The following is a 22,268-nucleotide window of genomic DNA, read 5'->3' on the forward strand; positions in this document are numbered from 1 at the left end:
TGTAAGCAGATGTCTTACCCCCATTTAATGTCAGGGTCAACGGTTTTCAGAAAGGTTGACAAGCACTCGTCCCTGCTGTTTGCCGGCCAGGATCAGAATGATTTCACGTTCAAGGCCTGCAAGGGTGACCTCCTTGTGAAGGGTGTCAAGGGAGTTGAATTTCCAGTCACCTGCAAGCTTTTTCCAAATGGATTCTCGAAGGGGCATGGGACAATTCTGGGAATCAATGCCGGCCAGTGTAACCCCCCTTAGAATAAAGGGAAAAACATTGATGGCAAGATCCGGGGATGCCACATTGCCGCAGCAGGTGACAACGCCCCAGGAATTTGTGGATTTGATGGCCGTTGCCAGGATTTCTCCACCCACGGTGTCAATGGCGCCGGCCCATTGGGCCTTTAAAAGGGGTCTGCCCGAGGTGTCCATGGCCTCTTCCCGGGTTATGGTTCGTTTAGCCCCAAGGCTCTTTAAAAAATCACTGCCTGTTTTTTTGCCTGTGACGCCGACCACTTCAAACCCGAGTTTGGCGAGGATGGCAACACTCAGGCTGCCGACACCCCCGGTGGCCCCTGTAACCAGAATTTCTCCCATGGAAGGCGTCAAGGTCTTGGTGATGTGGGCAACAGACATGCCGGCGGTAAATCCTGCCGTCCCGAAAATCATGCTCTCCTTTTGGGTCAACCCTGGAGGTAATTTCACGGCCCATTGGGCGGGTACCCGGATGTATTGGCCAAAACCTCCAGGGGTGTTCATGCCAAGGTCATAACTTGTGACGATCACCTCGTCCCCCTGTTTAAATTCCTGGGTGGCGCTTTCCATCACAACGCCTGTGGCATCAATTCCCGGGGTGTGGGGAAAGGTGCGTGTGACCCCCCGGTTGCCGCTTGCCGAAAGTGCGTCCTTATAATTTAGGGACGAGTAACTGACCCGGATCAGGAGATCACCGGGGGGAAGCGTATCAATTGATTTTGTCTTGACCGTTCGTGTAAAGGCTCTGGGGGACAACTCTTCAACTACCAGCGCTTTATACTCCGCTTGATTCATCGCCTGATTCATTGGAAGGCCTCCTTTTGAATTTCCCACCGAGGCATCATCAGTGGGTGTCGTTCAAATATCGTTGTGGCTGAAGCAGATACCATACTCCAACCATTCCGGTTATTGGTATCAACAATAGATGTTTTTAAAAAAAGAGACAACATCAAAAAGATTCGAATCAGGGTCGACCCTGTTGATTACACAGGTTTTAAACACTGCCTTGACCTTGGGACAAGGGATGGTTAGGATATGGGGGCTGAACCGGGCCGTGTCTGGGCCTGGCACCTGTTTACCGACTGAAGAGGAACTTTATGGATTATCATCCTGGTGTAACACAGAGGCATCTGCTGTTCTCCCTGCTGTTTACAGGTGAGGAGCCGGCCATGTCAAAAACCATCCCTGTTCTTAATGTTAAGCAGCGAAAGGAGCTGGTGGATGCGGGTTTTATTGAGCTTGAAAAAAGGGGGAGGGCTTCACACCTGATCCTGACTGACAAGGCCTGGGCCTGGGCATCTGACGCTTTTAACCAGTCGGTGCCCCCCCTGTTGAAACTCAATGCCGCTGCCCTTGAAGGACTGTTGGGACGATTGAGCGTCTACATGGTAAAGAATAAGGTTGGGCTTGGTGACCTGTTAGCCGGAGAAAACCCTGTAAGTTATGAATCCGGGCCTAATGCTCCTGGAATTGATAAAAGAGGGCCTGATGGGGGTGACGCCCGGCATACAAAAAACCTTGAAAGACGAATCTGCTCCGCCTACCATCGGCTTGCAGGCAACCAGTGGAATGTTCGGGTGTCCATTGCCGCCCTGCGCAAGGTTCTTTCAGACATTAACAGGGATGATTTAAGTGCACTTCTTTGCCGAATGCAGTTCAGTGGGGATTACACCCTTGTGATGTATCCCCATGATGATCCCCGGGAAATCACCCCAGAAGACGATGCTGCTGCCGTTCATGCGGCCGGACGGGATAATCATATCATTTATATGGGAGCCTAGAAATGGAAGAACTTGATGTGCTGCGGCAGATTGATTTTGACTGGACCATGCACGTCAAGGGTATCTGGACGGATGTAAGGTTTAACGCAGCCGGGCTGAACAAGGAGATCCGGGACGAGATCCTTGGAGATTTCAGCCGGCTGGTGGATTCAAAAGAGGTTTTCTCACTGCTTGGCCGGGTGATTCTGGGACCTGCCGGTGCAGGGAAAACCCATTTTCTGGGGGAACTCCGGAGGGAGATATTCAACCGGTCTGCCGGGTTTGTTCTGGTTGATATGACCGATGTGAGCGATTTTTATGAAACGGTTGTGCTCGGTTACCTGGGGTCCCTTCAAGAGCCCTGTGCCCAGGGAAAGACCCAGAGTCAGGTTGTCTTTTACCATCTTCTGGGCATGGTCAATGTGACCCTTGACAAAAAAAGGTTGACCAGGGAACGGCTGGTCGAAAAAATGTCCAGTTTAAGCAAACACCAGGTGCAGCAACTCAGGGACAAAATAATCACCCTGCTGCGCAGGCGCTTTCCCCGGCAGGCGTCACCGCCTTTTCAGGATGTAATCAGGGCCTTTTTGCTGTTTAATGCCGAAGATTTCAGGGAAAGAGACCTTGGATATCTGTGGCTTCAGGGACAACCCATTGAGGAATCCCATCGGCGCACCCATGGATTCAATCAGGCCAGGGGGAGACATACAGACATTATCCGAGGGTTATCCTGGCTGATGAGTCTTAAATTTCCCGTTGTTCTGGCCTTGGATCAGTTTGACGCCATTGTTGCTGAGCATTCTGTCAAGTGCGGAAATCCTTTGGATGGGCCTGCCAGTGATCAGGAAAAGAGATCCCTTGCCGTGGTCGAAAAAATTGCAGCCGGTCTCATGGCCCTGAGGGACATGACCTCCAGGACCATAACCGTTGCGGCCTGCCTGGAGGCCACCTGGGCGTTTTTTCAAGCCAGGGCGTTGAAATCGAGCATGGACCGGTTTAAGCCCCCCCTTCTGCTGGGGCCGATCTCCAGGGGTGACATTGCCGAGCAAATCATTGGTCCACGGATTGCCCATGCCTATGAACGGCTTGGATTTATTCCTCCCTATCCCACCTGGCCCATTAAACCCCTTGCCTTTGATACGGCAAAGACACTTTTTCCCAGGGAGATACTCAAAAGGTGTGACCATTTTCGCCAGCGCTGTTTAAACACAAAAAACATTGTTGAGCTGGAATCCTTTGGTGGGGTTGAAGCGCCCAACCCGGGGGAGGAGACCACTTCCCCTGAGCGCTGGGAAGGGCTCGGGGAAATGTTTAAAACCATCTATGACCAGGCTCCTGTCAATGATATTCTTAACCCGGAGAACGAGGACGATCTGTTGAAAACCCTTGTTCAGACGGCCTGCAGATGCCTTGTCAAAGAGATACCCATGTCTGACCGTCTGGATGTGACCGTTGAGACGCAGTTTCCCGGTGGTGCGGCCTATCGTACCCTGCATGCCAGGGTCTGTGTAACCTACAGGGATCAGAATAACCGGGAAAAACATTTCTGCGCCCGGGGGATACAGAAGAACAACAGCCGGGCGTTTCAGGCAAGGCTGAGGGCCGCCATGACAGCGTCTGGCATGGATTCAGGTCTCAGGTCCAGGCACCTGGTGATCCTGCGCCAGGGAGAAATCCCTTCGGGGGGTGAAACCCTTGCGCTTCTGGGCCGGTTTAAAGGTTCCGGTGGTATTCTGGAACCCCTCTCTTTTGAGGGCGTCAGATCCTTGTGGGCCCTGTCTGAAATGGAGAAATTAAAAGACTCTGATTTTGAGGGCTGGCTGATCCGGGAAAAGATCGTGTCAAAGCTGGGGTATTTTCGGCGGCTCACGACCTGGCTTACCGACGACACCAGGCCCAAAGAATCATTAATTCGGGAACCTGGACAGGCATCATCCCCTGAAAGGACCGGAAATATTCCCGTTGGTATTGAGATTACAGGCAAAGAATTTTCCAGAAAGATTTCAATGGCGATACCGTCGTTGACCGCCCATACAATGGTCCTTGCCGGAAGCGGTTCAGGCAGGACTGTTCTTGTGAAGCGGCTTGTTGAAGAGGCTGCCCTTAAGGGAATCCCAGCCATTGTCATTGATTGTACCAACGATTTTGTAAGGCTTTCCGACCCATGGCCCGTGGTTCCCGACAAGTGGAATCCCGATGACACTCCTCGGGCCGCGGCGTATCATGCCGGGACAGAAGTGGTGGTGTGGACTCCAGGCCTGGAAAGGCGGACGCCCCTTGATCCATCCGTGCTGTTTGGACTGGACAAACCTTCTGGCAGAACCAGGATATCGGTATTCAGCCTGGCTGGCATATCCGAGCTTAAGGAGAGGCAGCAATTCATCAACCAGCTGGCCATCAATCTCTATAACTGGACGAAAAAAAATTCAGCCCCCGTCCGGGGACTCCTGGTCATTGATGAGGTCAAGGAGTTCATCCCGGCCATGGGGAAAGCCCTTTGCAGTCGGATTCTTTTGCGACTGTGCGCCCAGGCAGGGCAATATGGCCTCGGGCTTGTCTTTGCCACCCAGGAACCCGGGCGTATTGACCATGGGATCATGGCCGGCTGTTCCAACCGGTTTTACGGCAGGGTGAATGCCATTTCATCCATTGAAGCGGTAAGACGACAGATTCAACAAAAAGGAGGCAGCGGTAAGGAGATCCCCACCCTTAAAAGGGGGCATTTTTATTTTTCAACACAAGTGTATACCCCCCCGGTCAAGGTCCAGGTCCCCCTGTGCCTGAGTCATCATTCAACAACCGCCCTGGAACAAGAGCAGGTGCTCCAGCGGGGTAGGGACTCCAGGAATAAATATATCCGGTAGGAGAGGGTTTTAGATGGGCTGTTTAAACGATAGGCTGCCTTTTTGTGTGACGCGGATTAATGGATGTAAATTCCCGGCATCCAGTTTTGCCTTGAGGGTGTAGGCGATCTCTTTCCTTTGTTGATTGCCCACGAGGTCTTTTAAAAAAAGTATCCCGTTGAACAGGCTAACGGTTGCATTGAGAACCACATCTCCTTCACCATAGGGCTCGATCTTGGGCAGTTGATTGGATACACCTGTCATGAGTTGATGTCCCTCAAGGGAGATGGTATATGAGACTCCTTTTAAATTAAGTGCAGATCGATTGGGGTTGACGATATGGAGCCCGATCTGAAACTGGGGGACCATGCCCTGGGCCGGGATGGCTTCAAAGGAAGATATGGTGACCACCGGTGTTTCGTAACCGGGCTGAAGAGCGGCACAGCCGTTGATGAACACTAAAAATAGGGACACAAGTAGAAGCGCGTTGTTTTTTGTCATGGTTTAAACCTAACGAATAAGGTTAGATTGTGTGAGCGCAGCGAACCACAATCTGAACCGTTTGTTGGACAAGCCCGGTCACACCTTATATAGAAAATAGCTTTTTCGGAGCAAGGCCGCCTGATCAGACGGATGTGGGGCAGGACCGGTTCTTTTTTCGAAAAATTGATCTTTGAAATAAATTCATCAAATTATCGAGGCCGTTCGAACCCAAAAAGGCTGTTTTCTGCGCGCAAGTATGCGTTGCCGGGAGAACCAGTTTCCTTTCACGCTTAGTGATGTGCGGAATTTGGATTAGTCAACACCTCCTTTTCAGCTCGTTCATGCTGGTCAGGCAACCAGCGGCAGAAGAATTTGTGTTTGGATGATTTTCATCTTTGCTCCACAAATGGGACAGGTGATGGCGGGTCGTTTTTTCTGTCTGCTTGCAAGCATACGGAATGGAATGACTCGCAATATTAGCTGAAGGAGTTTAATGAGTTTCTTGCTGCAGGGATGAAGGAATCCATAACACCGGATTCTACGAAAACCCTTGGGCAGGATATGGAGCATGAGCAGATAAAGAAATTTTTCTCCGGTCACGGTCCGGGTTTTGTATTTTTTAGACTTTGCGTGCAGGTAACGGAAGGTCACCATGCCGTCTTCGCATCGCAAGATGTCCTTTTCCTGAATGACTCCCCGGTAAAGATATTTTCCAAGATAGATGATGGCCTTGTCGCCGTTGCCGACGTTTTTGCAATGAACAATCCACTTTTCGGGGCAATCCCCGGGCAGTTTCAGGCCCTGATCGACCAAGGCTTCCAGCATTTTTGCCCGGAAGACCTTTGCCAGGGCCCTTTCGTTGAAGAGGTATCCGGCCTTTTTCTTCCATAAACGGGTTAGCATGTTGATGCTTGCCGCGGGCATGACGACATGAATATGGGGATGATACTCGAGCTCTCGTGAATGCGTGTGGAGTATGGCGGTGAACCCGGCTGCTCCACCAAGTTTTTTGTCGTTCCGGGTGAAGGTTTTCAGGGTCTCCTGGACACAATCAAACATCAGGGAATAGACGATTTTCTGGTGCCTCCATGTCAAGGCCCGAAGTTGCCTGGGGAGGGTGAAGGTGGCCAGGTAGTATTCGGCCGGGAGTCGCTTGTCCAGTTGATTTTCGATCCACTGCTGGTTTTCATGGTTCTGGCAATGGGGGCAGTTTCTGTGACCACAGGAGTGGGGAATATATCTTTTTTCGCCGCAGTCATGATCTGTGCATTGTGCCAGCATGTGCGGGCCATGCTCCTGCCTGCACTGCTCCATAGCCCAGAGGGCCTTTTGGTGACTGGGTAGGATTGAATCTTTGTATTGCTCCAGAAAGCCATGCTTGAATTTGTTGATTATTGTGGAGATTAGAATCATTTGACACCTCCCCAGGTAATATCAAAGGTGTCGGTCAAGGAATTGACGGCCTGGCGGGCGTTGTTTTTAGTGACGGTCGTCAGGTGAGTATATCTGGAGGTAGTCAGGATGCTGACATGTCCCAGGATCTGCTGGAGTTCGACAAGATCTACGCCGGATTCCAGCATATGGGTGGCATAACTGTGGCGAAGCGAGTGGCATGAAATTTTTTTTTAATACCGAGTTGCGTGACCACGGCCTTCATGGCAGTCTGAATTCCGCCTCTGTCCAAGGGCGTATCTACCAGATGTGCATTTTTCAGCCCCCGCTTCCGATTGGGAAAGAGGAACTCTGAGTGTCGATGGACAGACCAGAAATTTCTCAGGGTCTGCAAGGTCTTCTCCGGCAGGGGAACCAACCTGTCCTTGTTTCCCTTGGCGTCGCGGATGTGGACCCGCATATTGACAGAATCGATATCGCCGGCCTTCAACCTGATTCCTTCTCCAAGACGCAAGCCCAGTGAATAGGCTGTGAAGAAGAAAACCCGGTAACTCAACTGTCGTGTAGCGCAGACCAGTTGTTGGAGTTGTTCTACCGAAAGAATATCCGGAATCCTGGTGGTCTTCGGTGGTTTGATCAGGGGGATGTCCTCCCAGGTCTTGCCCAGCACTCTGGTGTAAAAAAACTTCAGGCCATAAAGGTCGAGCTTGACTGCACTCCAGGAACGGTTCTCGAGCAGGTCGTTGAAGTAATCAAGGAGTTGGTCGGTGGTCAGGTTTTCGACCCGGCAGTCGAAATAGTTGCCGATCCGCCTGATCGCCCGTGAGTAGGCCTCGATGGTCTTAGGTTGCAGGCCTGCCAGTTTCAAGCATTGAAGATGCTTATGGTAATACTTGTTGAATTTTGGATCATTGGGCATGCTGGTGTCCATTGTAAACCTCCTTTTTGAAGTAACTGGTCAATGGCGGATGCGTTGGCATCGCCTTTTCCGGTATATCACTATAAGAAGGCAAAATTAAAATGTGTTGATTTTTAAAAAAGGTGGGACTTGCAGTCTCCGCGTAGCGGCTTCGTCCAACAAAAAATTGCAGCGATTACAATTTCTATAAACCGGCATGTCCGGTGCAGGGTATCTGCCCAGGCCACAACGAAGAATGAAATACGATGGTACTGAGCAGGCGATAGTACCATTCCGCCCCCTTTGGTTACCCTGACCGGAACGGTAAACGTCGGGGGGATTTTTGCCCTTCCAGACTAAAGCGCAGGAACTGCGGGCTAAAGTCCTCAAACAACCTGCGCTTCTTAACGTCTGGAAGGGCAAAAATCCTATCCCCTTGGGTTTACAATGTTCCGGTCAGGGAAACCAAAGGGGGCTCGAAAGTCGAGACTTTCACAATGATGTTTCGACGGGAGTTTCTTATAAAACCGGCGTGGCCGGAGCGAGGGATGGCTTCCGGCCACAACGAATATTGAAACTCTGCTAATGGTAATGCTTCGGAACGAGTTTCATATAACCATTATGTCCTGCGGACACAACGAATCACGAAACTCGACAGTAGTAGGCAGGCGGGAACGGGTGTTGCCCTGAACGGATTAAATGGCAACGGTGGACACGAGGTCCAAGGAGTTGCCATTTCCCTCGGAGCAGGCCATGGACGGCCTGCGAGAATGAGAGAAGGGTAACACCCGTTTCCGTCTGCCGGTCGAAACGAGTTTCATATAAAAAAATCAGGGAGGGATTATGGAGATAGAATGGGCATACCTTCGTAGGGGCTGAGCCTCGTGTAAAAAGGCACAAGAGGCTCTTGATGCAAAAAATGTGGTCATAAAGATCGTTGTGGACGCCCGAAAAGACCGATTTGATGCGGGTTCTGCCTGGGAAATGATTCAACATTCACCGGCCATTGTTACGGCAAAGGGGAAAAAGGTTCAAGTCTGGAATCCTGCCCTGGATGATAGGGAGAAAATCTTAAAGCAGGTCATGGGGCCCAGCGGTAATTTAAGGGCGCCTGCTTTTCAGACAAAGGATTGCTTTGTCATTGGGTTTAATGCAGATTATTATGACTCCTGGAAATAGGGCCGTTCTTTGTCCAGAACGGTTCTGATGCTTTGCAGAAAATCCGTTACCTTGTAAGGCTTACCGATATAACCCATGGCTCCTGATTTCATAAGCTCTGCAATGGATGCGTCGTTTAAATAACCACTGGTAAAGACAACCCGGGTGTGGGGGTCGAGTTTGAGAAGTTCCTGGAGGCATTCCTGGCCGCCCATTTCCGGCATTCCAATATCAAGAATAACAAGATCAATTTTTCGGGAAAGCTGTCGATGGCGTTCAAGGGCTTCTCGTCCATTTGCTGCCGTGAGAACCTGATATCCAAATTGATTCAGGATCGTGCCGACCATGTCTATGATGCTTTTTTCATCATCCACCACCAAAATGGTTTCTCGTCCGCCCAGGGGAGAGGTGTTCTTCTCCAGGAGGGCATCCGCCTTTGCCGTTTGTTCTTTTCGGGCGGTTACCCCGTGGCTGAACGAAAGAAGCTGCCGGATGAGTCGGGTACCCCGTTCTGCGGCTTTATATATGGCGGTGAGATTTGGAAAATCAGGATTGTCGGGTTCTTTTCCCTGGAGCAAAATTTCCGTGTACCCGCTGATGCCCTGGAGAATGTTGTTAAAATCATTGGCAATTTCTCCGGCAAGGGTCCCCACGGCCTCCATTCTCTGGGCCTGTTGCAACTGTGCGGAAAGTGTTTCTTTTTCCGCGACCTCTTTTTCAAGTTGACCTATCCTGGCTTCAAGGGCTTGATAGGTTGGTTTGTCAGTCATGGTTCCTGCCTCTCCAGCAAGGGGGGGCATTGAGAATCGGCCCCTAAAGTTTGAGAAAGTATTGTCATATGGCGTTTGATCTGTCAATGGCTTTTCCCGGGTGATTGTTTGTCTGAAAGGGTGGTTTTGACAATGGATAAAGAGGCTGAATCGGATGGCGATTGTAAATGCGGGTTTAATTTCTATAAAAACCATGATAATAAATTTGGTTTTAATCATGATGATTTAATCTTTTGATAAAATGACAAAAAGAGAGGCGTTTATACTCAGATGAGTCAATCCGTTACCCATTTTTCACAAGGTCGTTTGTCCATGTTCTTTGAGGGGGCAAAAGATACTTTTCCCTTGATTGTCGGAGCCATTCCATTTGGTATTATTTTTGGAACCCTTGCGGCCACGGCAGGCATATCGTTTGGTGCAACCATAGGGTTGTCCATGTTTGTCTTTGCCGGAGCCTCACAGTTCGTCTGTGTGGGCCTTGTGGCCGCGGGGACAGCTTGGCCCATGATCGTTTTGACCACCTTTGTGGTCAATCTGCGGCATATGCTCTACGGAGCCACCATGGTGCCTTTTTATAAAAATTTGAATCCGCTGTGGAAAATTGTGCTCTCCTTTGGTCTGACCGATGAAACCTTTGCCGTGGCTGTCAGCCGTTACAGCCGGCGGGACGGGGCTCTGGACAAGCATTACTACAACCTGGGTTCAATGGTGTTTATGTATTTAAACTGGAACCTGTGCACCATCATTGGACTTACGGCCGGTAAGGCCTTTCCTGAAATATCCCAATGGGGGCTTGATTTTGCCATGCCTGCCACCTTTATCGGCATTGTTATTCCCTATCTTGTTTCAAAACCCATGTGGGCTTCGGTGCTCACCGCAGGAACGGTATCAATTATGGCCAGTGGGCTTCCCCACAAGCTTGGCCTGATGGTTGCCGCCCTTGCCGGTGTTGCGGCCGGCCTCGCATGGGAGTTGTTCGTTTCAGTGAAAAAAGAGGTGGTTCAAGATGTTTGACCCGGGTATTGGTCTTTCTGAGGTTTACATGGTTGCGGGTATGGCCCTGGTGACTTTTGGTATTCGCTATATCATGTTTCCCCTTTCAGGACGATTCCGATTTCCTAACCTGTTTGCGCGTGGGTTGAGATATGTCCCCCCCGTGGTGCTTTCAGCCATTATTGTGCCTTCCGTGCTCATGCCCGATGGGCAGGCACTCAACCTCAAACTGAGCAACCCCTATCTCATTGGTGCCCTTGCCGCCTGCGTTATTGGCGGGCTGTTTAAAAACCTGTTGTTAACCATTGTGGTGAGCATGGCGGTTTTTCTGGGGGTTCAATGGTGCTTTGCCCTGGGATAACGGTTTATTTCCCTTTGACCATGCATGCCCGCTGTATGATGGAGGTGAACCTTGCAGGGCCCGATGGCATTTCAAGGCCCGTAATCCGTACCATATCCCTGAGCATTCGGGCGTAAACGTATTGCTGGAACGGGTAGAACAGGTACCAGTATGCGATCCCGGCAAGTCCTTTTGGGCGAAAACGTGACAGGATGGTCAGCTCGCAGCACTGGTTGTCAAGGGGGGTGATTTTTATCTCCAGCAGGGCCTGGCCGGGCATTTTCATCTCATCTGCCAGCAGGACCATGGCCAGTGGATTTACCTTGAGCACCCGCCAGAAATCGAGGGTGTCCCCAGGTTGAAGGTGTTTGTCTGGCCGCCTTCCCCGCTTAAGGCCAGGCCCTCCGGCAAATCGGTCCAGGAGCCCCCTTAATCGCCAGGGGCCACTTGTCGTGTAGCAGCCGTTTCCCTTGAACAGCGGTTCCATGGCAGGCCACAGGGCCTGGGGAGTGCCATTTACCGTTGCCCTGAATCCGCATTCTAAAAGCGTTCCCCCGGAGTAGGACGAATCCCCGCAGTGGGTCCACTCTGGAAAGGCCATGGCGCCGGCATCTGCCCAGCAGGTGGTCACCTCCTGGTGGTTGATACGGTCAAGGGCTCTTTTGATGGCTTCGGAGCAGGTGATGAGGTCCTGGGCAATGATGGTCGTGATGGTATTTTCCCTGCACACGGTGGGGATACTGAGACCCTGGGTCAGGGGGCCTGCAATGGCTGCCGGGACTGGGGTGATCAGATGGATCCACAGGGCGGAAAATTTAGGGCTCAGCACAGGCACGGGGATGAGTAATGGTTTGGGCAGCCCGGCCGTTTGTGCAAAAATGTAGAAAAGATCCCGGTAGGAGACCACGTCGGGTCCCCCGATATCAAAGGTCCTTCCACGGGTTTCAGGATGTTCGAGACACCCCTTGAGATAGCCGAGCACGTTGGTGATGGCAATGGGCTGGGTGGGCATGTTCACCCATTTGGGGGTGATCATCATCGGCAGGCGTTCTGCAAGATATCTCAATATTTCAAAGCTGGCACTTCCCGATCCAAGGATCATGGCTGCCCGCAGCACGGTCACCGGAACAGAACCCTGGGCCAGTATTTTTCCCACCTCATTTCGGGATATGAGATGGCGGCTTATGTTCCTGTGGTTGATATCCCCAAGCCCCCCAAGGTAGATGATGTGATCCGCTTTTTCAGCAGCCGCTGCCGCAGCCATATTCCTGGCCCCGATCATGTCGGCATGGCGGTATTTTCCCTTTTGTGAAATCATGGAGTGAACCAGGTAATAGACGGCGCCGCATCCCCTGACGGCCTTTCCCAGGGATGCGATGTCGCCGATGTCTCCCCGGGCAAGTTGAATACGGGGATGGACGGCCCATGGCCGGGATGCCATTTTCTCAAGGGATCGGCCCATGGCCCTGACGGTGTAGCCGGAATCCAGCAGCAGCGGAATAAGCCTGCCAGCAACATATCCGGTGGCCCCGGTCACAAGGACGGGTTTTTGCACTGTTTGATTGTCTGGATCGGAAGGGGACATATTTTTTCCCTTTTCAAGGTTGGTTTATAAAGTTTATATAGTCAACCATGGAAAGTCAATATGGAACATGGAAAGAGGAAACGCAGATGGTAAAACCCATACGGATTGGAATCAGCGCCTGCCTGCTTGGCAACTATGTGCGCTATGATGGCAACCACAGCCACGATCCCTTGTTGCTTCAGACCCTGGGGCCTTTTGTTGATTATGTTGCCGTGTGTCCCGAGGTTGAATGCGGCATGACCACTCCCCGGGAGCCCATAATCCTCATGGGGGATCCTGAAAACCCGAGGCTGGTCACAAGGGATACCGGGGTTGATCGGACAGATCAGATGGTTGACTGGGCACAGAATCGGTCAAAGGCCCTTGAACAAGAGAATCTCTGCGGTTTTATATTTAAGAATAAATCCCCGAGCTGCGGTCTGTTTCGGGTCAAGGTGTTTGATGCAGAAGGTGGGGTTACGCCCACGGGAAGGGGGCTGTTTGCACGGGCCTTTACCCGGCGGTTTCCCACCATTCCTGTGGAGGAATCCCAACGGCTCCAGGATCCAGAGCTGATGGCAGATTTCATTGAAAGCCTCTTGTCCTTCCAGGAAAGACATCCCTGTCACTGAGGCTCTTTTCAACACCCTGGGAAAAATCTGGACAACGGTGGTTCTTGAGTCAGAAGAATACGAGCACCCAGGTAAGAATCATTACCCTTGAGAGCATGCTTAAAAAAGTGGTCCATGCGCAGATGGAAAACCCGTTCCGGATGCCGTAGATGGAGGTGTACCTTGGCAGGGTCCTTCTCAGCCGGGTGACCGGGATCATTAAAAGGCTTCCGGCAAGGAGGGCTACAATGGCCTGGAACGGGGTGACCGTTCCCTGGTTGAGAAGGTTCGACATATAAGTGATTCCCACGGTTGGGCTGAACACATAGGTGCTGATCGGCCCCACAACCCCGGGGGGAAGATCAAACAGGGCCGTCATGGGAATGATGATTTGTTCAAACCATTTGAGCATTCCAAAATTTGTGAGGAGTTGAATGGCCAGGGTCACCGCGGTAAGGGTTGTCATCATGCGGGAAAACATTTTTTTCCGGGTGTTCCAGGTGTCTGAAACCAGTCGCTTCCATGGCCGCGGCCCACATCCGGGGTCCAGGGGGTCGCACTCAAAGGTGCTGAAGGCGTCCCTGGTTTGTTTCCTTTTAGAAATAAAAAAACGGCCCCCCAGAACAACAAATCCGATTTTGATGAATCCTGTCAACCAGAATGCGGTAATGTAGACAAGGCAGAGTTTCAGGCCGAGGAGGGGCAGAATAACGGGGAGCTGAAAGGTGAGGGTTTCCTTGAAGTGAAAGGGCACCGTGTTGAGGACCCCCGTGAGGATCAGTTCCCGGTCCGTGAGCCGTTGGTCAGCATGGAATCCTGCCGCCATGGTGTGGGCCGCAATCATGGATCCGATGGCAGCAAGAAAGCTTACCGCGCTTTCCGATGGCAGATTGGCAAACCCTGCTATTGGCTTTCCCAGGGGCTTGAGGTGTTTCATCAGCCCCATCTGCATGAAAAACTCAATGCCGAAAAGGCTCAAAAACATGACCCCGCCCATGGGAAGTACTATGGATGCGGTGTATTCTATGGATGCAAAAATTGATGTCATGGGGTTCTGGTGATGTTAACTTCCGAAGCCTTGAGTACACCATCTGCCTTGCAAAATAGACCCGAACCAAAGACAACGCCCACAATCATTGCCGTTGCCGCCCAAAATTAATATTTTTTTGAAGGTCTTCCACGTTCTGCTCCGTTTTTTAACCGTTTGTCATTGTCCCCACATTCAGAACTCCTGATTCAAACATTAAATACGCAGATTGGGGTAGCATATCCCTTGGGTAAGGTCCACCATAAATGTCTGCCAGGCAGATTTGGGCTAAAAAATAATCAAGGTATGGGATTAATTTCCACTATTATCCACAAAAATATATATTCCTGATATGCTTGCATTTTATTTTTAAAAATTTTTTTTATCTTGACATAAATATCAGTTTTCGTAATCTTATAGCGTTCAGGTGGAGTAAGGTGGATGTAGTTCCAGGAAAATCCAAAAAAAAAACGGATGTAGAACCAAATGTTCAGAGCGAGCTCTTTCCATACCATTGACCCCAAGGGCAGAATCATTGTTCCGGCACGGTTCCGGGATGATATTCGGGCCGGTGGCGCAGATGGGGTTATGGTCTCGATCCTGGACAAGGCACTTTACGCTTATACCTTTAACGAGTGGCAGGCCATCGAAAAGAAGATTCTTTCCGCAAAGAGTGAGCCCATGCGGCGATTCAAGCGGTTTTTCCTTGGGAATGCCTGTGAATGCCTCTGTGATAAGCAGGGCCGTATACTGATTCCTCCGAGCATTAGGGCTTATGCCGGGTTAGAGAAGGAAATCGTACTTGTGGGGATGTTGGATCATTTTGAAATCTGGTCCAGGGAGCAGTGGGACAGGGAAAACAACTTGATGGAAGAAGAGCTGGAAAAAAAGGAAGTACGAGAAGCAATCGCATCCCTTGGTCTTTAATTATGGGGCTTTTAATATGGGCTTTAATCAATGAAATTTGAACATAGATCCGTCATGCCCCGGGAGGTCCGAGACGGCCTGGATCTCAAGCCTGGAGAAACCTGCGTTGACTGTACCCTTGGCGGTTCCGGCCATGCCGTAACAAGCCTGGCGGCCGTGCTGCCCAACGGCAGGCTCATAGGGATTGATCAGGACCTGGATGCCATTGAGAATGCCCACAGGGTCTTTGCAGATGACATGGCCAACGTATCTATTTTTCACGACAATTTTTCCCATCTTCCCGCCATTCTTGACAGTCTTGGCATAAAGGGGGTGGACGGCATCCTGCTGGACCTTGGACTGTCGCTCCATCAGCTCCGGAAGGGGCAAAGGGGATTCAGCTTCAAGGGAGACGAACCCCTGGACATGCGCATGGACATGCGTACAGCTTTAACGGCCGCCGATCTTGTGAACACCCTTGAAGAAAGGGCCCTTGTAGACATTTTTTTCAAGTATGGTGAAGAGAAAATGTCAAGAAAGATTGCCCGGGCCATTGTCAGACAAAGGGCGTCTGCTCCGATAACCCGGAACTGTGAACTTGCCGAAATTGTAAGGGCTGCCATTCCTGCTAAAATTGTTCACCAGCAGAAGATTCATCCGGCAACCCGGGTGTTCCAGGCCCTCCGGATCAGTGTTAACCGGGAACTTGAGCAGCTGGAGCGGTTTTTGGAGACCTTTGTGGATTTTTTAAACCCAGGGGGCAGGATCTGCATCATTTCGTTCCATTCCCTTGAGGATAGGATGGTCAAGCGGCGGTTCAGGGCCCTTGAGCAGGGCTGTACCTGCCCCCGGGATTTTCCAGAGTGCGTGTGCGGGTTTAAGCCCAGGCTCAAATCCGTGACCAAAAGGGCCGTCATGCCGACACCCGAGGAAATTGAGATAAATCCCATGGCAAGAAGTGCAAGGCTCAGGGTTGCCTGGAGGGTATGATTCCATGGGAGACGAATTCGGCAGATTACGTAGGAACGCCGTAAAGTCGGAGATTAAAAAGATTCAAGGCCCCTGGCTGGTGTTTCTGCTCCTTTTTATCTGTGAACTTTTTATTTATACCGGTATCCGGGTGGATTGTACACGGAACCGATTTCAGATCTCCCGGGCCCAAGAGGCGGGAAAAAGGGCACGGACTTACCAGAAAGAGTTGATCATCGAGCTGGATCGGTTGGGAGCGCCCGAGAGAATCGCAAAAATAGCAAGAACAAGACTTGGCCTTGAGATGCCGGAACAGGATCAGGTCGTTTACATGGACCCACAATGAACTCACCGGCCTGGCCGGAGCAGGGTATCGGCCCCTGCCACAATAAATGATGAAACACCTCTGATTATGAGATTTCGGTGGGAGTTTCATAAAACCAGATGACGAGGAAAGGGCACAAATGGGCCAGAAAAAAGACAGCGGAATGCAGGTTCGAATTCTTTTGGTAGAGCTGTTTTTTTTTCTGTTCATGAGTCTTCTTGGGGCAAAGGCCGTTAAAATTCAGATCTTTGACAGTGATGATCTTGCTAAAAAGGCGGAAAACGAGTATACAGATACCGTCCAGATCCAGGGAAAAAGGGGAGAGATTCTGGATAGAAACCTCAAACGGCTGTGTACGACCATTGATGCGCTTTCCGTTGCTGTTTTCCCAAAACGTCTTGGGAACCCGGCAAAGGATGCCCGATCAATTGCAGCTGTTCTGGGGATGGACCCGGTGAAACTTGCGGGGAAAATATCTTCGAGTAAAAATTTTGTCTGGGTTAAGCGTAAAATTTCCCCTGCAGAGGTAGAGGCGCTCAAGGGCCTTAACCTTACAGGTTTGTCGTTTCAAAAAGATGTGGTCCGTTTCTACCCCAACAGGACCCTTGCAGCCCAGGTGATTGGGTTTACAGGGTCTGATTCAAAGGGGTTGGAGGGGCTGGAGTATGGTTATGAGGATGTACTGAAGGGAAAGCAGAGCAAGTTCACCATCACCAAGGATGCTGCGGGAAGAAGGCTTGATGCGGACAAAAATTTAAGCGAGGTACTCAGCGGCGGCGGCTTGGTCCTGACCATTGACAGAAATATCCAGTATATCACCGAAGGGGCGCTGAAGAACGTGGTGACCCGTTTTAAGGCCAAATCTGCCATGGCAATTGCCATGCGGCCGAAAACCGGTGAAATCCTTTCCATGGCACTCTATCCTGAATTTAATCCCAATGCCTTTTCTGAATTTACACGGGAGCGCTGGAGAAATCGATCCGTGACAGATCCCTTTGAGCCGGGGTCCGTCATGAAGGTGTTTCTGGCAGCGTCTGCCATGGACAAAGGGTATTGTACCCCTAAATCTATTTTTTTCTGCGAGAACGGCAGTTACAGGGTCGGGTCCTATACCGTCCATGATACCCATGAACACGGCTGGCTGACCCTGGCACAGATTATTAAGTATTCGAGCAATATAGGCGCTGTGAAAATTTCAGAAACAACAGGTGAACAGGCCCTTTACGAGGGCCTTTCCGGATTCGGGTTCGGCAGTCGAACAGGTGTATCGTCTCCGGGGGAAACCCCTGGTTCTTTGTCCTTCTACCAGAGGTGGTCCGCCATAGATGCTGCGGCCATATCCTTTGGCCAGGGCATGTCGGTTTCAGCAGTTCAGCTTGTGGCCGCCATCGCCGCCATTGCCAACGACGGGGTGCTCATGCGCCCGCTTCTGGTTCAAAAAACGCTTTTCAATACCGGTGAGGTCGATCAGACCTTTGAACCCCAACGGGTCCGGCGGGTCATCTCTGCCCGGACGGCACAAACGGTTCGCCAGATGATGCGGTCTGTTGTGACGGAAGACGGCACAGGCACCAATGCCGCAATCGAGGGCTATTCTGTGTGTGGCAAGACGGGAACGGCCCAAAAGGTTGCACAGAACGGCAGGGGCTACGCCAAAAACCGCTATACAGCGGTATTTGCAGGGTTTGCCCCGGAAAATAGTCCCGAGATAGCCGTTGTTGTGGTGGTTGATGAACCCCGGGGAAATCATTATGGCGGTGTTGTGGCTGCACCGGCATTTAAAAGTATTGTTGCAGAATCCTTTCATTATCTTAACATCCCCCCGGATATTGGTCCGGACTTAGGTCCGAAACAGGTGGTTGCAAGGGTGTCAGATGGAGTATAACCGTTGAAATTATCATATTTATTAAAAGAATGTACCCCCCTGTGGCGTCGCAGCCTGGACCCGGCCTCTGATCCTGGTTCTGACCCTGAAATTACGTCCATCCACAACGACTCAAGGGATGTAAAGCCAGGAGGGCTATTCATTGCTGTCCGAGGATTCAAGATCGATGGTCACGACTACGTTGAAGACGCCCTTGAGCGGGGGGCCGCAGCCGTTGTTGTCCAGCAACGAGTTCCGGGTAAACAACGGATGGTTGAGGTGGCTGACACCCGAAAGGCCATGGCTTCCATTGCTGCACGTTTTTACGACAACCCCTCGGAATCAATGTGTCTTGTGGGAATTACCGGGACCAATGGTAAGACCACTACCTCCTTTATCCTTGAGAGTATTTTTGCCCAGGCCGGCCATTGTGTGGGGGTGATTGGAACGGTAAACTTCCGGTACCGGGGAAAACTCTTTAACAACCCCGTAACCACTCCTGAATCCATAGATCTTCAGCGGATCCTGGCCCAGATGAAGGCTGCTCAAGTTAGCCATGTTGTCATGGAAGTTTCATCCCACAGCATTGACCTTCACCGTGTGAGAAACTGCAGGTTTGATGCCGGAGTGTTCACCAACCTTACCCAGGACCATCTGGACTACCACCGGACCATGGGCCGCTATTTTGCCTGCAAACGAAGATTTTTTACACGGATACTGCCAAGCGGTCCCAAGGCTCTGACAGCCATGGCCGTTATCAACCTGGATGATGAAAAGGGGCAGGCCCTCAGGGACGCCGCAGCCACAAAGGTGGTGACCACGGGAAGAGATTCCCGTGCCGATGTCTGTGCCCTTGACCTTGCTGAAACCATAACCGGCACAACCGGAATCCTGAAAATAGATGGGGCCCCATACCCGTTTTCCTCGGCCCTTGTGGGGGCGTTCAATGTGGAAAATATACTGTCGGCTGCCGGGGCTGCACACGCCATTGGCATCGATCCCCAGGTCATTGTCAGGGGGATTGAAGGCTGCAAGGGTGTTCCCGGCCGCCTTGAGAGGGTTGAGCCCGACAATGGTCGCCATGTATTTGTGGACTATGCCCATACCCCGGACGCCCTGATGTCCATCCTTGAAACACTTAAGGCCCAGGCCCCGAAACGGATTATCACCGTTGTTGGTTGCGGCGGGGACCGGGACCGTTCAAAGCGGCCGATCATGGGCCAGATTGCTGCAACCTTGAGTGATGTTGCCATCATCACCTCTGACAATCCAAGGAGCGAAGATCCCCATGGGATTATCCAGGAGATCCTTAAGGGGATTGATACGGCCCTCTGTCCTGAGCTCAAACCTGATCAGTTGAAAACCGGGAACGGTTTTTTTGTGGAGCCTGACAGAAGAAAAGCCCTTGAACTGGCCGTTGCTGCATCAACCCCGGGTGATATCCTTGTTGCTGCAGGCAAGGGCCACGAAACCTATCAGATCTTAAAGGGTGGCACTATTCATTTTGACGACAGGGAAATTTTATCCAGTGCCCTTGCAGGTGTGCAAGGGCTGGGAGAAACGTTATGAACCGGCCCATACCCTGGCGGGTGGCTGACATCGCAAAGGCCCTGGGACAAGGGCCCACGCATACGGTAACTGAGATTGTTTTTTCAGGCGTTTCAACCGATTCGCGCACCATTGGCGTCCAGGACCTGTTTGTGGCCCTGGAAGGAGAACGGTTTGACGGCCACACCTTTATTGCCGACCTTGTGAAAAGGGGCGTCCGGGGGTTTGTGGTTAAAAAGGGGCAAAAGATTCCCAAGGATGTCCCGGGCTGCCTGTTTTTTTCCGTGGACAACACCCTCACGGCCCTGGGTGACCTTGCCCGATTCCAGAGGTTGAGGGCCGGGGTCAGAGTGGTTGCCATCACCGGATCCAATGGAAAGACCTCCACCCGGAAGATGACCGGGGAAATTTTCGGCCGCAAATTCAATACCCTTACGACCCGGGGAAACCTCAACAACGAGATTGGACTTCCCCTGACACTCCTGGGACTCTCCCTGGACCATGAATGGGCCGTGGTGGAAATGGGCATGAACCATGGAGGTGAGATTCACCGCCTGGGATCAATTGCCCTGCCCGACATCGGCGTAATCACAAACACCAGTCATTGTCACCTTGAGGGGCTGGGAACGGTGGAAGGCGTGGCCCGGGCCAAGGCAGAACTCCTGCCCCATGTCCGAGTCCATGGGAGTGCGGTCTTGAACCTGGACGACCCACGTTTTCCCATTTTTTCCGCAGCGGTCCGGGCCAATACCGCCATTGAAAATATTGTCTGTTTTTCCATGGACCGTTTGAACATGGACTGTGTGGGGGCATCGGCAATAGCAGACAGGGAAGAAGGCATGGGGTTTACCCTTGTCTCACCCTCGGAAGGGACGCGGGAAGTTTTTCTTCACACGCCGGCCCGTTTCATGGTCAGCAATGCCCTTGCTGCCGCTGGTGCGGCCCTTGCTGCCGGCATCTCCATGGACGTGATTAAACAGGGTCTTGAAGCCTTTGAACCGGAACCGGGACGCATGCACCTTGAGCCTGGCTTTAACCACACCACCATCATCGACGACACCTATAATGCAAATCCAGGTTCTGTGGGGGCTGCCCTTGAAACCCTTGAGCGGGTTACGCAAAACGGGGTCGGCATTGCCGTTCTTGGCGACATGCTCGAGCTTGGGCCGGGGACTGAACAATTTCACCGGGAGATGGGTGCCCTTGCTGCAGCATCGGGAATATCCAGGCTATACGCCCATGGTCCCATGGCTGACCATGTGATCCACGGGGCCGTAAAGGCCGGTTTCCCAGGATCGGCGGCCATGACCGGCACCCGGGATGAGATTGCCGCGGACCTGCTGGCACATACACCTGAAAACGCCTGGATCCTGGTCAAGGGTTCCAGGGGAATGCGGCTTGAAAAGATCGTCTCTCAACTCAAACGAACCACAACCATTGCCGGGGGGGGAAAGATGGACCCCTCCGACGGGAATTAGAATATGCTGTTTCACTACCTTTATCCCTTGCACACCGAAATTTCATTTTTCAACCTGTTTCGGTATATCACCTTTCGTACCATCTATGGGGGGCTTACCGCCTTTTTGATCTGTTTTCTGCTCGGACCCTGGGTGATCAATAGACTCTCAAGGATGCAGATCGGTCAGTTCATTCAAAATGACGGGCCTGAAACCCATTTTGAAAAAGAGGGTACACCCACCATGGGCGGAATTCTCATCCTTTTTTCCCTTGGGGTCTCTACCCTTCTCTGGGCTGATCTCACCAACCACTACATCCTGATAACCCTTTTATCCATGCTGCTTTTTGGTGCCATTGGGTTCATTGACGACTATCTGATGCAGGTTAAAAAAAGAAACATGGGGTTCACGGCAAGGGGTAAGTTCCTGGTTCAGATCATGGCCGGGCTTGTGATCTCCTACCTGGTGTATCTCTGTCCGGATTTTGATACCAGTCTGTCCATCCCTTTTTTAAAGAACTTCACCCCGGATCTTGGCATCTGGTACATCCCCTTTGCAACCCTTGTGATTGTCGGGACCTCCAATGCCGTAAATCTCACCGACGGCCTTGACGGCCTTGCCATCGGACCCATCATCATTGCAGGGGTGACCTATATGATTTTTGCCTATGTGGCAAGCCACATCACCATAGCCTCCTATCTCCAGGTGAAACACATTGCCTCCTGCGGCGAGATCACCATTGTCTGTGGCATCCTTGCCGGGGCAGGACTCGGGTTCCTCTGGTTTAACGCCCACCCGGCCCAGGTCTTTATGGGCGATACCGGGTCCATTCCCCTGGGGGCGATTCTTGGAACCATTGCAGTGATTACCAAGCAGGAAATTCTGCTCCTGGTTGTGGGCGGACTGTTTGTCATCGAGGCCCTTTCCGTGATCATCCAGGTGGGTTATTTCAAACTTTCCAAGGGGAAAAGGGTGTTTCGCATGGCACCGCTGCACCACCATTTTGAGCTCAAGGGGTGGCCCGAGTCCAAGGTGATCGTGCGGTTCTGGATCATTGCCATTACCCTGGCCCTGATTTCCCTTTCAACCCTTAAGATTCGTTAGGAAACCGACA

The 22,268-nt window shown here is 51.6% G+C and carries 21 protein-coding genes; 13 read left to right on the top strand and 8 right to left on the bottom strand.

Annotated elements, in window-relative coordinates:
* Positions 1-36: 36 nt before the first annotated feature.
* On the bottom strand, positions 37-1,053 hold the full coding sequence (locus HRM2_RS06195; protein WP_015903149.1) for a YhdH/YhfP family quinone oxidoreductase: 1,017 nt from the start codon (positions 1,051-1,053) through the stop codon (positions 37-39).
* Between the two features lie 362 nt (positions 1,054-1,415).
* Here HRM2_RS06195 and HRM2_RS06200 point away from each other — a divergent pair, with 362 nt between their 5' ends.
* Positions 1,416-2,027, top strand: coding sequence for a hypothetical protein (locus tag HRM2_RS06200; RefSeq protein ID WP_232364209.1), 612 nt, complete (start codon positions 1,416-1,418; stop codon positions 2,025-2,027).
* A 2-nt stretch (positions 2,028-2,029) separates the two neighbouring features.
* Entirely contained in the window at positions 2,030-4,870 is a 2,841-nt protein-coding gene (locus HRM2_RS06205; RefSeq protein WP_015903151.1) for a helicase HerA domain-containing protein, read from the top strand.
* Between the two features lie 9 nt (positions 4,871-4,879).
* Here HRM2_RS06205 and HRM2_RS06210 read toward each other — a convergent pair whose 3' ends face one another.
* The 4 genes from HRM2_RS06210 to HRM2_RS06220 all read right to left on the bottom strand — a co-directional run bounded on the left by HRM2_RS06210 (position 4,880) and on the right by HRM2_RS06220 (position 7,655).
* Positions 4,880-5,350, bottom strand: a complete 471-nt coding sequence (locus tag HRM2_RS06210; RefSeq protein WP_015903152.1) for an LEA type 2 family protein — start codon at positions 5,348-5,350, stop codon at positions 4,880-4,882.
* Between the two features lie 330 nt (positions 5,351-5,680).
* Positions 5,681-6,745 carry an IS91 family transposase gene (locus HRM2_RS06215; protein ID WP_012662389.1) on the bottom strand — a complete coding sequence of 355 codons (1,065 nt, stop codon included), beginning with the start codon at positions 6,743-6,745 and terminating at the stop codon, positions 5,681-5,683.
* Positions 6,742-6,912, bottom strand: coding sequence for a tyrosine-type recombinase/integrase (locus HRM2_RS26975; RefSeq protein ID WP_012662388.1), 171 nt, complete (start codon positions 6,910-6,912; stop codon positions 6,742-6,744). The genes HRM2_RS06215 and HRM2_RS26975 overlap by 4 nt, the downstream gene beginning before the upstream one ends.
* Positions 6,894-7,655: a tyrosine-type recombinase/integrase gene (locus HRM2_RS06220; RefSeq protein ID WP_012662387.1), complete on the bottom strand. Its 762-nt coding sequence runs from the start codon at positions 7,653-7,655 to the stop codon at positions 6,894-6,896. The genes HRM2_RS26975 and HRM2_RS06220 overlap by 19 nt, the downstream gene beginning before the upstream one ends.
* An 888-nt stretch (positions 7,656-8,543) precedes the next feature.
* On the opposite strand from HRM2_RS06220, the gene HRM2_RS06225 reads away from it, so the two are divergent.
* Complete coding sequence (locus tag HRM2_RS06225; protein WP_015903154.1) at positions 8,544-8,801, top strand: hypothetical protein; 258 nt, start codon at positions 8,544-8,546, stop codon at positions 8,799-8,801.
* Here HRM2_RS06225 and HRM2_RS06230 read toward each other — a convergent pair.
* A complete protein-coding gene (locus tag HRM2_RS06230) occupies positions 8,783-9,550 on the bottom strand; it encodes a response regulator (protein WP_187149342.1) in 768 nt (255 codons plus the stop codon). The two genes, HRM2_RS06225 and HRM2_RS06230, sit on opposite strands and share 19 nt — an antisense overlap.
* A gap of 270 nt (positions 9,551-9,820) precedes the next feature.
* Here HRM2_RS06230 and HRM2_RS06235 point away from each other — a divergent pair, with 270 nt between their 5' ends.
* Together HRM2_RS06235 and HRM2_RS06240 are read left to right on the top strand one after the other, a co-directional pair.
* Positions 9,821-10,564 (top strand): AzlC family ABC transporter permease, encoded by a 744-nt coding sequence (locus HRM2_RS06235; protein WP_232364210.1) that lies wholly within the window; start codon positions 9,821-9,823, stop codon positions 10,562-10,564.
* Complete coding sequence (locus tag HRM2_RS06240) at positions 10,557-10,904, top strand: AzlD domain-containing protein (protein WP_015903157.1); 348 nt, start codon at positions 10,557-10,559, stop codon at positions 10,902-10,904. The genes HRM2_RS06235 and HRM2_RS06240 overlap by 8 nt, the downstream gene beginning before the upstream one ends.
* 4 nt (positions 10,905-10,908) lie before the next feature.
* Here the strand turns inward: HRM2_RS06240 and HRM2_RS06245 are convergent, their stop codons facing one another.
* Complete coding sequence (locus HRM2_RS06245) at positions 10,909-12,468, bottom strand: SDR family oxidoreductase (RefSeq protein ID WP_015903158.1); 1,560 nt, start codon at positions 12,466-12,468, stop codon at positions 10,909-10,911.
* Between the two features lie 86 nt (positions 12,469-12,554).
* Here HRM2_RS06245 and HRM2_RS06250 point away from each other — a divergent pair, with 86 nt between their 5' ends.
* The gene (locus tag HRM2_RS06250) at positions 12,555-13,079 is read left to right on the top strand and encodes a DUF523 domain-containing protein (RefSeq protein WP_015903159.1); all 525 of its coding nucleotides are present in this window, start codon (positions 12,555-12,557) and stop codon (positions 13,077-13,079) included.
* 49 nt (positions 13,080-13,128) lie between these two features.
* Here the strand turns inward: HRM2_RS06250 and HRM2_RS06255 are convergent, their stop codons facing one another.
* On the bottom strand, positions 13,129-14,106 hold the full coding sequence (locus HRM2_RS06255; RefSeq protein WP_015903160.1) for a nucleoside recognition domain-containing protein: 978 nt from the start codon (positions 14,104-14,106) through the stop codon (positions 13,129-13,131).
* A gap of 465 nt (positions 14,107-14,571) precedes the next feature.
* Between HRM2_RS06255 and mraZ the strand changes: the two genes are divergently transcribed.
* The 7 genes from mraZ (at position 14,572) to mraY (ending at position 22,258) form a co-directional block, all read left to right on the top strand.
* Entirely contained in the window at positions 14,572-15,012 is a 441-nt protein-coding gene (mraZ, locus tag HRM2_RS06260) for a division/cell wall cluster transcriptional repressor MraZ (RefSeq protein ID WP_015903161.1), read from the top strand.
* 30 nt (positions 15,013-15,042) lie between these two features.
* A complete protein-coding gene (gene rsmH, locus HRM2_RS06265; RefSeq protein WP_015903162.1) occupies positions 15,043-15,981 on the top strand; it encodes a 16S rRNA (cytosine(1402)-N(4))-methyltransferase RsmH in 939 nt (312 codons plus the stop codon).
* Between the two features lie 4 nt (positions 15,982-15,985).
* Positions 15,986-16,306 carry an FtsB/FtsL family cell division protein gene (locus HRM2_RS06270; protein ID WP_015903163.1) on the top strand — a complete coding sequence of 107 codons (321 nt, stop codon included), beginning with the start codon at positions 15,986-15,988 and terminating at the stop codon, positions 16,304-16,306.
* 118 nt (positions 16,307-16,424) lie between these two features.
* On the top strand, positions 16,425-18,170 hold the full coding sequence (locus HRM2_RS06275; protein WP_015903164.1) for a peptidoglycan D,D-transpeptidase FtsI family protein: 1,746 nt from the start codon (positions 16,425-16,427) through the stop codon (positions 18,168-18,170).
* Positions 18,171-18,173: 3 nt separating this feature from the next.
* Positions 18,174-19,718 carry a UDP-N-acetylmuramoyl-L-alanyl-D-glutamate--2,6-diaminopimelate ligase gene (locus HRM2_RS06280; RefSeq protein ID WP_015903165.1) on the top strand — a complete coding sequence of 515 codons (1,545 nt, stop codon included), beginning with the start codon at positions 18,174-18,176 and terminating at the stop codon, positions 19,716-19,718.
* On the top strand, positions 19,715-21,175 hold the full coding sequence (locus HRM2_RS06285) for a UDP-N-acetylmuramoyl-tripeptide--D-alanyl-D-alanine ligase (protein ID WP_015903166.1): 1,461 nt from the start codon (positions 19,715-19,717) through the stop codon (positions 21,173-21,175). The genes HRM2_RS06280 and HRM2_RS06285 overlap by 4 nt, the downstream gene beginning before the upstream one ends.
* Positions 21,176-21,178: 3 nt before the next feature.
* Positions 21,179-22,258: a phospho-N-acetylmuramoyl-pentapeptide-transferase gene (gene mraY / locus HRM2_RS06290; protein ID WP_015903167.1), complete on the top strand. Its 1,080-nt coding sequence runs from the start codon at positions 21,179-21,181 to the stop codon at positions 22,256-22,258.
* Positions 22,259-22,268 lie beyond the last annotated feature (10 nt).

This window comes from Desulforapulum autotrophicum HRM2 (assembly GCF_000020365.1).
GTDB lineage: Bacteria > Desulfobacterota > Desulfobacteria > Desulfobacterales > Desulfobacteraceae > Desulforapulum > Desulforapulum autotrophicum.